The sequence below is a fragment of the Nonomuraea sp. LPB2021202275-12-8 genome, assembly GCF_037044575.1.
Taxonomy (GTDB): domain Bacteria; phylum Actinomycetota; class Actinomycetes; order Streptosporangiales; family Streptosporangiaceae; genus Nonomuraea.
Genome location: NZ_JBAHWD010000006.1, coordinates 93,282 through 105,476 on the forward strand (window position 1 = coordinate 93,282; position 12,195 = coordinate 105,476).

Here is a 12,195-nt window from a genome sequence, read left to right on the forward strand (position 1 = left end):
TCAGCGCCGCCTCAGCCGTACGTCGATCGAGTCGCGCAGCGCGTCTCCGACGAAGTTGAATGCCATGACGACCAGGACCAGGCAGCCGCCGACCGGGTAGATCAACCACCAGGCGCCCTCGAACAGGTGGCTCACCCCGTCGGAGAGCTGCGTCCCCCATTCGACGTTCGGGTAGTTGAGCCCGAATCCGAGGAAGCCCAGCAGCGACACCGCGATGATCGCGTCGGCGACCTGGAAGGTGATGTTCACGATCACCACGCCCAGCGCGTTCGGGATCAGGTGCCGGATGATGATCCGCGGCTTCGTCGCCCCCATCACGGTCGCGGCCGCGACGAACCCTCGCGAACGCAGCGAGAGGACCTCGGCCCTGACCAGCCGGGCGGGTCCCAGCCAGGAGAACGCGCCCAGGATCAGGCTCAGCGACAGGACCGTGGAGCTGAACTGGGTGGCGGCGATCAGCACGATGAACAGGAAGGGAATCGACAGCAGCGTGTCGACCACGCGCATCATGACCCCGTCGACGATGCCGCCGACGAGACCGGCGATCGTGCCGTACAGCGTCCCGATCGCGGTGGCGATCAGCGCGGCGAACAGCCCGATCTGCAGTGACGCCTGACCGCCCTTCATGATCCGGCCGAGCACGTCGAACCCCTGTGCGTCGGTGCCGAGCGGGAAGGCGCCGCCCGGCGGCATCAGGCTGTTGACCGGATCGACGGCGACCTGCTCGGTGACGTACAGGTACGGGCCGACGAAACAGAAGAGGAGGAGAAGGACGATGATGCCGACGCCGACTACAGCGAGCCGGTTCTGCACGAACGACCGCACGCCGAGCCGCCACGCGCTCGTGACCTGATGTTCCATTGCCGTTTCCGTCATGCGCGCTGCGTCCTCGGGTCGCTGATCGCCACGACCAGGTCGGCCAGGAGGTTCCCCAGCACGGTCAGGGTCGAGGCGACCAGGGTGTAGCCCAGCAGCACCGGGTAGTCCTGGTTGTTCAGGCTGTTGAAGAACAGCAGCCCCAGGCCCGGGTAGTTGAAGACCGACTCGACCACCAGGTTGCCGGCGAGCAGCAGCGGAATCGTCATGCCGATCAAAGTCACCAGCGGCAGGCACGCGTTGCGCAGCAGGTGACGGGTGAGAACCATGCGCATCGACAGGCCTTTCGCCCGCGCCACCCTGATGTAGTCCTGTGCGAGCTGGTCCAGCGCGGCGGAGCGCTGGTACCTGGAGTACAGCGCGACCGTGATGCCGGTCAGCGTCAGGACCGGCAGCAGCATGGCGCGCGGCTCGGTGAAGATCACGAAAGTGGAGCTCGACTGTGACGCCTGGGCCGGAAGGATGCCCAGCCCAAGCGCGAAGACCTGGATCAGCAGCATCGCGAGGAGGAAGACGGGCATCGAGTAGGCGACGAAGGTGAGCGTGGTCAGCACGTTGTCGCCGATGCTGTTGCGCCTCACCGCCTGATAGACGCCCAGCGGGACCGCTACGCAGATGGCCAGGACGAGCGCCACGCCGGCCAGCATCGCGGTCCGCCCGGCGTTCTCGCCGATCAGCGCGTTCACGCTCTGGTTCAGCTTGTAGGAGTAGCCGAGGTCACCCTGGAGAAGCTGGCCCAGGTAGCTGAAATACTGCGCCACGAGCGACCGGTCGTAGCCGTGCTCCCGGTCGAAGGCGGCCACTGCTTCCGCGCTCGCCTGGACGCCCAGGATCGCGCGGCCGGGAGACCCGGACATGCCGTGCAGCAGCATAAAAGTGATCACTGAGACGCCCAGGACCACGATGACGGACGTCACCAGCCGTCGCAGCACATACTGGGTCACGATTCCCCTCCTTCCTCTCGTTCTGTCGCCGCTACTTCAGGTACCAGTACTCCGGTGTCAGCACCGTGCTCGGTAGGCTGGCGAAGGCGTCCTGCGGGCCGGACAGCGTGTCCTTCCAGGCCCAGATGGTGTGCGCGTTCGGCAGCCAGAGCACGGGCAGGTCCGTCCGCAGGTGCTCGATCTCGGCCTGGACGGCCTTGCGGTCCCCACCGTGCACCGAGGCGCGGATCAGCTCATCGGCCTTGGTGCTGCTGTAGGCGCCCACGTTGCCCGACCCCTTGGAGTCGAACGTCCCGGTCATGGTCGGGTAGGGCGTGGTGCTGAAGCCGCCCCAGGTGGACATGGCCCACTCGCCGGCCTTCGACGGTGCCGCCGGGACGTTGTAGTTCTGGATCAGGAAGCTGAACGTCTTCGGCGCGACCGAGATCGCGATGCCCAGCTTGCGGGCCTCCGAGGCGAGCGCGGTGCTCACCGCGCTGTGCAGCTGCGGCTCGCTGCGGTAGAAGAGGTTGAGCTTGATCGCCTGACCCTGCGGGATCCCGGCGCCGCACTCCGACGGGCCGGTGCCGGGGCGCTCGCACGTCGTGGCGCCATCCGGCACCACCTTCCACCCGTGGTCTTCGAGCAGCTTGCGAGCGGCGGCCGGATCGTAGGGGTAGGGCGCGGTGGCGACGGTGTCCGACGCGTACGGCGAGGTCGCGGGCGCGGTGCCGTAGCTCTCCGCCGCGGCGCCGTTGTACATGCCCTTGCTGGCGATGTAGCCGGGCTGGTTGATCAGATGCTGCAACGCCTGCCGGACGTAGAGCTGACCGAGGATCTTGTCGACGTTGTCGGTCGTGTCCTTGAAGTTGAGCATGATGAAGTTGAAGCCCAGCCGGGGAGCGCCGTAGACGTTGTAGCCGGCGGCCTTGAGCGCCGACACCTGGCCCACGTGGGTCTGGTCCACCGTGGCCATCGTCAGGTTGCCGCTCATGAGCTGGTTGAACTTGGCGGTCTCAGAGGTGAACGGCCGGAAGTTCAGCGTCTTGATGCGGGGCTTCTGCGGACCCGAGTACGCCTCGTTGGCGGCCATCGCGTAGAAGTTCGTGGTCACGTCGAACTCGCTCAGCCGGTACGGGCCGTTCACCGTCTGCCAGAGCGGGTTCGTCGCGAAGCTCGCCGGGTCCCGCGCCGCCTTGTCGAGATAGGTGTAGATCGCTTCGGCGTTCTTCGGCGAGCTGTGGTCGAGGATCGGCCCGTCGGCGGATGCCCGCGCCCACTGCTTGGCCGGCAGCGGGATGACGTAGGTCAGCTCGTCGGCGGTGAACCACTCCGGGTTGTACGCCTCCTTCAGCTTCAGCGTCACGGTGCTCTCGGAGGTCGCGGTCGCGCTGGCGACGTTGTCCGGGAACTGGCCGGGCGTGTAGCCGCCCCAGTTCGCCGGGCTCTTCTTCAGGGCCGCCTTCAGCAGGTTGATGAAGAAGACCACGTCGCCGGCCTCGACCGGTGCACCGTCTGACCAGGTGTAGCCGGACTTCAGCTTGATGGTGACCGTCTTGTTGCCGTCGGAGAACTCGGGCGTCTCAGCGAGGCTGAGTGCCGGGTTGATCTTGGGGCTGGCGCCTTCGGGGAACCAGTAGAGGGGCCGGTACATGAGCCGCTGGAACTGGTAGGTCACGTAGGAGGAGTTGAACGCGCCGGGCACGATCGGCAGCGTGTAGTAGGGCCCGGCTCCCGGCTGCTGCGCGATGTCGACGGTGCCGCCGTCCTTGGGCGTGCCCGACTGGGCGGGCAGCTCGCCGAAGGTCTGGGCGCCGGACTTGCCGGCGGGCGACGCGCCGCCGGCCTTGGCGCCACCGGTGTCGCCGCCTCCGCCGCTGCACGCCGCGAGCGGCAGGAGGGTGGCCAGGGCCGCCGCGGCGAGCGCGCGCCGCGTGCGGCCGCTCATGACCGCCCCTTCGCGGCTCGATATCCGTCCGTGTCGTATCGATCTATGTACACGTAGCCCGCTCCTGTTGCCTGATGGGGGGAGAGCTCCACACCCCGCTTGTCGACGGCTGTCACTGTCCCCAGACCGCCGTCGCGTAGGTGTGGAAGTTGAGGCCGAGGATCTTTTCGATCCTGGTCGAGGAAAAGCCGCGCTCGTCCAGCAAGCGCGCCAGCTGCCGGAACTGGTCGACGCCGCGCAGGTCGACGACGAACGGGAAGGTGTCGCTCCGTTCCCCCGCCGCCGCCGCTCCGGCCGCGCGGCGCTCCGCCACGTGCACGGCGAGCCGGTCACGGTAGGCGTCCAGGTCGTCGATGGCGGTGATCGTCCCGTCGGTGCCGATGCCGACGTGGTCCTCGCCGCAGACGTTGACCGCGTGCACGATGTGCTCCACGACGTCAGCGGCGCTGGCATGACCGGTGGCGTTGAGGAACGGCATGAAGTAGATGCCGACGAACCCGCCCTGCGAGGCGACCAGCCGCAGCTCCTCGTCGGTCTTGTTGCGCGGCAGGTCGACCAGGGCGCGACAGCCCGTGTGGTTGATCGAGACGGGCTGCCGGGACACCCGGGCCGCCTCCAGGCAGGTCCGCTCCCCGCTGTGCGACAGGTCGACCATGACGCGGTGCTCGTTGAGCGCCTCCACGACCTCCCGGCCGAGAGGCGTCAGGCCCCGGTTCTCCGGCGCCATCGAGCCGTCGCCGATCTGGTTCGCCTGGTTGTAGGTCAGCTGGATGATCCGGACGCCCCGGTCGGCGAAGGTGGCGATCCGGTCGGCCCGGTCGTCGACCGCGGCGGCGTTCTGGAAGCCGTAGATGATGCCGATCTTGCCCTGGCGCTTGGCCTCGACGATGTCCTCGGCCGTGCGGACCAGCAGCAGATCCTCGGGGTGTTCGCGGATGATCGCGTCCCAGGTGTCGATCTCCCGCAGGGTGTGCTCGTACGGCGGGAAGTCGCCCATCGTGTAGCCCAGGGTCACGTTGATCGCGGTCACGCCCGAGGCGTGCGCCTCCGCCAGCGCGCGCGCGTCGATGGTCATCTGGTCGCTGGTCTGGACCAGGGCGCCGGCCGTGGCCTCCGACGCGCCGGCGTTCGGGTTGTCCAGCACGCCGAGCGCGTTGACGACGAGGTAATCGGCGATGTCGGCGCTCATCCTCGCGCCCCTTCCTTGTCGGTCTCCGTGGCTGTGCCGTCGTAGTCGGCCCGGTCGTGGCGCCGTCCGCGCTTGACCGTGGTGACGATGCGGCGGAGGTGGTCGATGTCCTCGTGCGGGTCGGCGGAGACGATCACGAGGTTGGCCAGCTTGCCCGCCTCGACGCTGCCCATCGTGGCTTCCTGTCCCATGGCGGCCGCTCCGGAGAGGGTGGCCGCGCGGACGACCTCCTGGGGCGGCATGCCCATCACGTGGACCAGGTGGTGGAGCTCGTCGTGCAGCGAGGGGTGCGGGTCGCCGGGCGGCGTCTCGTAGTCGGTGCCGGCGCAGATCGTGACGCCCGCCCGGCGTGCCCGGTCGATCAGCCGCCTCAGCATGTCCTGCACGACCTCGACCGCGCCGGGCGGGGCGAGCGGGATCCGGGTCACGACGCTCGCGGTGGCGTCGATGATCGTGCCCCGTCGCCGCATGTCGTCGAGCAGCGCGTCGACGGCGTCATCCGGCGCGTCCAGGAAGCGCCGGCAGGCGTCCGCGAGGTGCTCGCGCTGGCCCCGGTACGCCGGAGGCTGCACGCCGGCGAAATGGTAGGCGAGCAGATGGGCGTGCGACACCACGTCGACGCCGGCGGCCACGACCTCGCCGGGCATGGCGGGGAACACCGCGGCGTGCGCCCACACCTGCATCCCCTGCCGGTGCGCCTCGGCGGTGATCCGGGCCACGAGGGAGCCGTCGAGATCGGCGTAGACCTTGATCGCCGCCGCTCCGGTGCCGCGGGCCATCGCGACCGCCAGCGGGAGGTCGGTCTTCTCGTCGATCGCCTGCATCCACGGCACGGTGCCGGGCGTCGCGCCCTGCGACACCTGCCACGTGCGCGGATCGTCGAAGAAGCTCGGGCCGGCCATCAGCGCGGCGGAGCAGATGTCCGGGCCGGCGATCTCGCCGATCAGTGCGGCGCGCCCGAGGTCCGCCATCTGCCGCAGGTCACCGGCCATCTCGCGGATCGCGGTGACGCCGCCGTAGATCTGCCGCCGCATCAGCTTCTCCGCCTGGTCCCGGTTGGGCGGGGTGGACAGATGCTGATGGGTGTCGATCAGGCCGGGCAGGAGGAACGCCCCCGCCACATCGACCGTCTCGGCGTCGGACAGATCCGAACGGGTCAGCTCGGCATCCGGGACGACGGCCTTGATGGTCGGCCCGTCGGTCACCACCGCCATGCCGCGCCGTACCGGAGCACCGGTCCCGTCGATCAGCGACACGTCGCGGTAGACCGTCACCTGCCCCTGCGCGGCAGCCGCGAAGGGGGTGGGGGCCGGGTCGTTGCCCGCGACCGGTTGCTCGTCTCTGTCGCTCATGGCGATCTTCGGTCTCCGTTCCAGAGCCGCCAGGGGGTCCTGCGGATATTTGGCTTGTTACATACACCGTAACAACTGTTGCAACAGTAGCAACGTCTGTTATGCTCCGTCAAGCATGGAAAGATGAGCTCAGCGACCGTGGAGGGGACCTTGCCCAGACCGGCCAGCTCTGCCGTTGACAAAGCCCTGGACCTCATTGAGACCGTCGTCCGGGCCGACCGCCCGCTCCGTCTCAGCGAGCTGGCGAACCAGGCGGGAATGCACCGCGCCACCGCCTACCGGATCCTGGTCGACCTGGTTCGCCGCGGCTGGATCATGCGGAGTCAGGATCACTACCTGCCCGGGACCGTGGTGCTGCAGTTCTCCCAGGCCGCGGCGGCCAACTCGATCGTGGTCCTGAGCCGACCCGTGCTCCAAAGGCTGTCCGACCAGACGGAGATGATGGTGAACCTGCAGGTTCTTGAGCCCGAAGGCGGCCGGGTGATCGACGTCGTGCGGCCACCGCGGTTGGCGATGATCACCGACCTGCTGGGAGAGCTGCTGCCGATCCACAAGTTCGCCGGCCCCATGGCGCTGGTCTCGGCGCTGGAGGAGGCCGCCCGGGTCCCCTACCTGCGCGCCACCGAGCAGCAGGGCCACTCCCCTGAGGCCAAGGCCGAGCTGCTCAAGGAGATCGACCTGGCCCGGCGCACCGGCTTCGCGCTGGAGCGCGGGCGCAACGAGGAGGTGATCGCCTCGCTGAGCCGCGCCGTGCTCACCGGCAACGGTCAGCCGATCTGCGCGCTCACGATCGTCGGCCTCGACAGCGAATTCGACGACGCCACGCTGGCGAAACTGAAAGAACACCTCACCACCGCCACCGACGAGCTGCAACGCACTCTCAACGGCACGTCCTCCGGAGCCGACCTTGACTGACACCGCGGTGAGAGGGGTCCTGGTCCTCGACCGGGATCAGACCAGGGCGGCATTACCATCCGACGAGCTCCTCGCCGCGGTCCGCACCGCGCTCGTCTCCATCAGCCGGGGCGAGGCCTCCGCCCCACCTCGCGTCGCGGCTCGCTCGGCGCACGGGCTGCTGGGCGCGATGCCGGGCTACGTACCCCAGCTCGGGCTCGCCGCCAAGCTCGTGACTGTCTTCTCCGCCGTCACGGCGGGGGGCCACGGCGCCCACCGCGGGATCGTCGCCTACTTCGACGACGAGACCGGCCGACCCCTGGCGGTCATGGACGCCGAGACGATCACCGCCGTGCGCACCGCGGTCACCGCGACCGTGGCCATGCGGGCGCTGGCGCGGCCGGACGTCAAGCGGATCGCGGTGATCGGAACGGGGACGCAGGCACGCGCCCAGATCGCTCTCATCGCACCGATGGAGTCCACGGAGCTGCTGGTCGGCGCGCGCGACCCGCGCAACGCCGAGCACATCGTCGCGCGGCTGGGCTCGGGTTCCGTGACCAGCGTCGAGGCCGCGACCAGGCATGCGGACGTCGTCTTCTGCTGCACCTCCAGCCGGGAGCCGGTGCTGCGCCGGTCCTGGCTCGCCGACGGCGTGCACCTCAGCTCGGTCGGCGGCTCCGACGGCCCGGAGTTCGACGCCGACACCCTGCGGGCGTCGTCGCTGTTCGTGGAGTGGCCGGGCGCCGTGACCGAGCCGCCTCCGGCGGGCGCCTGGGAGCTCCAGGGCACCGACCCGGCTCAGGCGGGCCTGATCGGGGCCGTGCTCGACGGAGGGCATCCGGGTCGCCGCACGGCCGAGGAGCTGACCGTCTTCAAGTCCACCGGGCATGCCGCGCTCGACGTCGCGGCGGCGTCGGTGGCCTATCGGGTGGCCCGCGAGCGCGGGCTCGGACTCAGCGTCGACCTGTGACCGCGTCGCGGCGCCTCCTCACACGGGCGGCGCCGCGATGACCGGCCTGTTGGCCAGCGGGCTCGAAAAGATCATCGTGCTCGACGGCTTGCCGTAGGCGGCCAGCCGATCGATCAGGAACTCGAACGCCGCCATCGACGGCACGGCGATCTTGAGGATGCTGCACACGTCACCGGTGACCCGGTGGATCTCCCGGATCTCCGGCCAGGTCGGCACCTCGGGATCGCGGAGCACACAGGTCGGCCCGTAGCAGGTCAACTGCACGAAGGCGGCCACCTCCCAGCCGACCCGCGCCGGATCCACGGCGGCGTGATAGCCGGTGATCACTCCGGTCTCCTCCAGGCGCCGGATCCGCTCGGCCACGGCCGGTGGTGACAGGTGGACACGGCGGGAGAGCTCGTTGAAAGAGAGCCTCGCGTTGTCCTGGAGCTCGCGTAGGAGCTCCCAGTCCATGGTGTCCATCAGCAGGTCCTTTCACCTGAAAAGCGGTATGCCAGATATTGATACCAAACACAAAGCACTTTCGGGAAACAGCCGCTGAACTGGCATTCCGTTGTGCCATATCACCCCGCCATCATGTGTAGCCGGCGAACGGAAAGGAGTGCGGCATGCAACAGACGGGACGAGTGCGTCCGACCTCAGCCCACGAACGGGCCGAGCGGGCCCAGGCGGGGGGCGGGATGCCGACCCTCGACTTCGAGCAGGAGACCCCCTACGACACCTATGTCCGGACTGAAACCCTTCTCGACCTGCAGCGGCCGCTGAGCGACGCCCCGGGCGAGATGTCCTTCCTGGTGATCACGCAGGTGATGGAGCTCTACTTCAAGCTCATCGCCTACGAGCTGCTCGCCGCTCAGGAGTCGCTGCGCGCCGACCGGGTGCGGGACGCGACCGGGGCACTGCGCCGTACGGCCCTGCACCTGGAAGGACTGAACGGCAGTTGGCGCGGCCTGAGCTGGATGACGCCGTCGGACTTCAACAGGTTCCGTGACCAGCTCGGCGAGGCTTCGGGGCTGCAGTCGGGCATGTACCGGCTGGTGGAGTTCCGGCTGGGGCTGAAGAGCGAGGCTCTGCTCCGGCCGTTCAGGCGCAGCCCGAACGGTGACGGCCTGCGCCGCGCGTTCGCCGAGCCCAGCGTCTGGGACGACGCCATCGCGCTGCTCGCCCGGCACGGCCACGATCTGCCGGACGAAGTGCTCGGCCGCGACCACAGGGCCGAGTACGAGCCGCACGACGCGGTCGAGCACGCCTGGGTGGAGGTCTACCGCGACGACTCGGCGGGCAACGACCTGAGATCGCTCGGCGACGCGCTGACCGAGGTCGCCGAGCGGTTCGGCGACTGGCGCTACCAGCACGTGGCCGCGGTGCGCAGGGCGATGGGGGCCAAGCCGGGCAGCGGCGGCTCCAACGGTCTGGCCTGGCTCGAACGCAGCATGACGAGAGTGGTCTTTCCAGAGCTCTGGTCGGCCCGTACACACATGTGAGGAAGCACCATGTCTGAAGACGACGCGCGGCGGCGGGACGCCGAAGATCCTGGATACCGGGACTTGTTCCTGGTCCCGCCGGCCCAAGGCGGGAAATATCAGGAGTCTGCCTATTTTGCAGGTAACTCGCTCGGCCTGCAGCCCAGGGCCGTCCGGGACAACCTGCTGATCGACCTGGACAACTGGGCCGCGCTCGGGGTCGAGGGACACCACGAGGGAGACCGCCCCTGGGTGAGCTACCCCGAACAGCTCATCGAGCCCGCCGCCCGGCTGGTCGGCGCGCTGCCCGAGGAGACGGTCATCATGAACACGCTGACCGTCAACCTGCATCTGCTGATGGTCTCCTTCTACCGGCCACGCGGCGAACGCGTCCGCATCCTCGTCGAGGAGTCCGCGTTCCCCTCCGACAGCTACGCCGTCCGCAGCCAGGCGCGCTTCCACGGCCTCGACCCGGACAGCGAGGTGATCAGGACGACGGACCCGCTCGGCTACCTCGCCGCGGAAGGCGACAAGGTCGCGCTGGTCCTGCTCGGCGGGGTCAACTACCTGACCGGCGAGCTGCTGGACATCCCGGAGATCACCCGGGCGGCGCACGCCGCGGGCGCGATCGTCGGCTGGGATCTCGCACACGCCGCCGGAAACATCCCCCTGAAGCTCCACGAATGGGGGCCGGACTTCGCGGCCTGGTGCTCCTACAAGTACATCAACTCCGGGCCCGGGGCCATCGGCGCCGCCTTCGTCCACCAGCGCCACCTGGACGACCCGTCGATCCAGCGCTTCGAGGGCTGGTGGGGCACCGATCCCGGGACGCGATTCCGCATGGATCCCGTCTCCACGCCGCCCGCGAACGCCGGCGCCTGGCAGATCTCCACCCCGCCCATCTACGCCATGAGCGCGATCCGCACCTCTCTCGAACTCTTCGACAAGATCGGCATGCCCGAGCTGCGCGCCCGTAGCCTCCGCCTGACCGCCTACCTGGAGAGCCTGCTCGACGGCCGCACCGTGATCACCCCGACCGACCCGGAGCGCCGCGGCTGCCAGCTGTCCCTGCGCGTGCCCGACGCGGACGGCCTGTCCAAGAGGTTGAGCCAGGGACACGGCGTGATCGCCGATTCCCGCAATCCCGACATCCTGCGGCTGGCCCCGACGCCGCTCTACTCGACGTACCACGACTGCTGGCGCGCCGCCGAAGCCATCGGCCAGGAGATCTGAGCGCTGCGGGTGCACGGCCTCGGCCGTGCCGGATCAGGCCGGCTTGTCGATGAGGATGCTCCAGCCGTGCGCCGGGACCACGGCCGGGTCGCCGCCATGGGCGCCGTGGCCGGCGGTGCCGGTCTCGGCGAGGACCGCGCGGCTGAGGTCGATCGGGAACCGGTGCGGCTGGCCGTCCAGGTTGAGCAGGGTGATCACAGCGCTGTCGCCGTCCTCGGTGCGCAGCGCGGCCGTACGGTTGGCGAGGTGGTGCACGCTGGTGCGTGCCCGCGCCAGCCACGGGTGCCGCCTGCGCAGGCCGATCAGCCGCCGGTGCAGCTCGAACGTCTCCCGGGCACTGCCGGGCAGGTCGCCGGAAGCGGTGCGGACGGACGGATCGGCGGGGAAGGCCGGGCGGATGGCGTCGTCGCCGCCCTCGCGCTCCTCCTTCACCCCCCGCATGGCCAGCTCGTCGCCGTAGTAGACGCTCGGCACGCCGCCGACGGTGAACAGCACGGCCAGGGCGTGGCCGAGGTGCCGCTCGTCGTTCAGGCGGGTGGCGATCCTGGTGACGTCGTGGTTGCCGGCGAAGGTGAGGGGCGCGAACGCGGCGAGCATGTCGCTGTGCCGGTCGAGGGCGTGGGCCAGCTCGAACAGGTTGCGGTCGTTGAGCGAGCTCCAGAGCGCCTTCCACAGCTCGTACTGGGTGACGGAGTCCAGTCCGGACTCGGCGACGTAGGCCGCGTAGTCGCCGTGGATCACCTCGCCGACGAACCACGCCTCGGGGTGGCGGGCGCGCACCTGGGGCAGCACCGCGTTCCAGAACCGGGCCGGGACGGCGTAGGCCGCGTCCAGCCGCCAGCCGGCCGCGCCGCGGTCGAGCCAGTGGGCGAGCACGGCGGCGACGTACTCCCGGACGGCCTGCTGCCCGTGGTCGAGGGCCACCAGGTGGTGGTGTCCCTCGAAGGTGTCGAAGTCGGCCGCGCCGGCTCTTCTCCTGAGCCAGCCGGAGTCGCCGGCGAAGGAGCGGCCGACATGGTTGAACACTCCGTCCAGCATGATCTCCAGGCCGCGTTCGCGCGCCGCGCCGACGAGGCGGTCGAAGTCGGCGTCGTCGCCGAGCCGCCGGTCGATGGCGAAGTGATCCACGGTGTCGTAGCCGTGGGTCTCGGAGGCGAAGATCGGGCCGAGCATCAGGCCGGTGCAGCCCAGTTCGGCCACGTGGTCCAGCCACGGCTCCAGCCTCCGCAGCCGGTGCTCGACCGGCCCGCCGGGAGACGCGGTCGCGGGCGCACCGGTGAAGCCGAGTGGGTAGACGCTCCACCAGATCGCCTGGTCACCGTGCGCCAGCACGCACACCTCCCCCTT

11 protein-coding genes are annotated in these 12,195 nt (G+C 69.6%); 4 read left to right on the top strand and 7 right to left on the bottom strand.

Features of this window, described 5'->3' with window-relative positions:
* From V5E28_RS13660 to V5E28_RS13680, 5 genes are all read right to left on the bottom strand, one after another.
* Entirely contained in the window at nt 1-861 is an 861-nt protein-coding gene (locus V5E28_RS13660; RefSeq protein ID WP_336207210.1) for an ABC transporter permease, read from the bottom strand.
* A gap of 11 nt (nt 862-872) precedes the next feature.
* Nucleotides 873-1,820, bottom strand: coding sequence for an ABC transporter permease (locus V5E28_RS13665; RefSeq protein ID WP_336207211.1), 948 nt, complete (start codon nt 1,818-1,820; stop codon nt 873-875).
* 31 nt (nt 1,821-1,851) lie between these two features.
* Nucleotides 1,852-3,747 (bottom strand): ABC transporter substrate-binding protein, encoded by a 1,896-nt coding sequence (locus V5E28_RS13670; protein ID WP_336207212.1) that lies wholly within the window; start codon nt 3,745-3,747, stop codon nt 1,852-1,854.
* Nucleotides 3,748-3,859: 112 nt separating this feature from the next.
* Entirely contained in the window at nt 3,860-4,936 is a 1,077-nt protein-coding gene (locus tag V5E28_RS13675; protein WP_336207213.1) for a dipeptidase, read from the bottom strand.
* Nucleotides 4,933-6,288: an amidohydrolase family protein gene (locus tag V5E28_RS13680; RefSeq protein ID WP_336207214.1), complete on the bottom strand. Its 1,356-nt coding sequence runs from the start codon at nt 6,286-6,288 to the stop codon at nt 4,933-4,935. The genes V5E28_RS13675 and V5E28_RS13680 overlap by 4 nt, the downstream gene beginning before the upstream one ends.
* 123 nt (nt 6,289-6,411) lie before the next feature.
* On the opposite strand from V5E28_RS13680, the gene V5E28_RS13685 reads away from it, so the two are divergent.
* Complete coding sequence (locus V5E28_RS13685) at nt 6,412-7,203, top strand: IclR family transcriptional regulator (protein WP_336207215.1); 792 nt, start codon at nt 6,412-6,414, stop codon at nt 7,201-7,203.
* Complete coding sequence (locus V5E28_RS13690; RefSeq protein ID WP_336207216.1) at nt 7,196-8,152, top strand: ornithine cyclodeaminase family protein; 957 nt, start codon at nt 7,196-7,198, stop codon at nt 8,150-8,152. The genes V5E28_RS13685 and V5E28_RS13690 overlap by 8 nt, the downstream gene beginning before the upstream one ends.
* An 18-nt stretch (nt 8,153-8,170) precedes the next feature.
* Here V5E28_RS13690 and V5E28_RS13695 read toward each other — a convergent pair whose 3' ends face one another.
* Nucleotides 8,171-8,614, bottom strand: a complete 444-nt coding sequence (locus V5E28_RS13695; RefSeq protein WP_336207217.1) for an Lrp/AsnC family transcriptional regulator — start codon at nt 8,612-8,614, stop codon at nt 8,171-8,173.
* A 146-nt stretch (nt 8,615-8,760) separates the two neighbouring features.
* Between V5E28_RS13695 and V5E28_RS13700 the strand changes: the two genes are divergently transcribed.
* Together V5E28_RS13700 and kynU are read left to right on the top strand one after the other, a co-directional pair.
* Nucleotides 8,761-9,636: a tryptophan 2,3-dioxygenase gene (locus V5E28_RS13700; RefSeq protein ID WP_336207219.1), complete on the top strand. Its 876-nt coding sequence runs from the start codon at nt 8,761-8,763 to the stop codon at nt 9,634-9,636.
* A gap of 9 nt (nt 9,637-9,645) precedes the next feature.
* The gene (gene kynU, locus V5E28_RS13705) at nt 9,646-10,848 is read left to right on the top strand and encodes a kynureninase (protein WP_336207220.1); all 1,203 of its coding nucleotides are present in this window, start codon (nt 9,646-9,648) and stop codon (nt 10,846-10,848) included.
* Between the two features lie 33 nt (nt 10,849-10,881).
* Here the strand turns inward: kynU and V5E28_RS13710 are convergent, their stop codons facing one another.
* Nucleotides 10,882-12,180 carry an alpha-amylase family glycosyl hydrolase gene (locus V5E28_RS13710; protein ID WP_336207221.1) on the bottom strand — a complete coding sequence of 433 codons (1,299 nt, stop codon included), beginning with the start codon at nt 12,178-12,180 and terminating at the stop codon, nt 10,882-10,884.
* Nucleotides 12,181-12,195 lie beyond the last annotated feature (15 nt).

What these genes read in the sequence shown, in the direction of transcription:
- V5E28_RS13660 (WP_336207210.1), bottom strand. Translation starts at nt 861, where the DNA reads ATGGAACATCAGGTCACGAGCGCGTGGCGGCTCGGCGTGCGGTCGTTC.
- V5E28_RS13670 (WP_336207212.1), bottom strand. Translation starts at nt 3,747, where the DNA reads ATGAGCGGCCGCACGCGGCGCGCGCTCGCCGCGGCGGCCCTGGCCACC.
- V5E28_RS13675 (WP_336207213.1), bottom strand. Translation starts at nt 4,936, where the DNA reads ATGAGCGCCGACATCGCCGATTACCTCGTCGTCAACGCGCTCGGCGTG.
- V5E28_RS13680 (WP_336207214.1), bottom strand. Translation starts at nt 6,288, where the DNA reads ATGAGCGACAGAGACGAGCAACCGGTCGCGGGCAACGACCCGGCCCCC.
- V5E28_RS13685 (WP_336207215.1), top strand. Translation starts at nt 6,412, where the DNA reads ATGAGCTCAGCGACCGTGGAGGGGACCTTGCCCAGACCGGCCAGCTCT.
- V5E28_RS13695 (WP_336207217.1), bottom strand. Translation starts at nt 8,614, where the DNA reads ATGGACACCATGGACTGGGAGCTCCTACGCGAGCTCCAGGACAACGCG.
- V5E28_RS13700 (WP_336207219.1), top strand. Translation starts at nt 8,761, where the DNA reads ATGCAACAGACGGGACGAGTGCGTCCGACCTCAGCCCACGAACGGGCC.
- kynU (WP_336207220.1), top strand. Translation starts at nt 9,646, where the DNA reads ATGTCTGAAGACGACGCGCGGCGGCGGGACGCCGAAGATCCTGGATAC.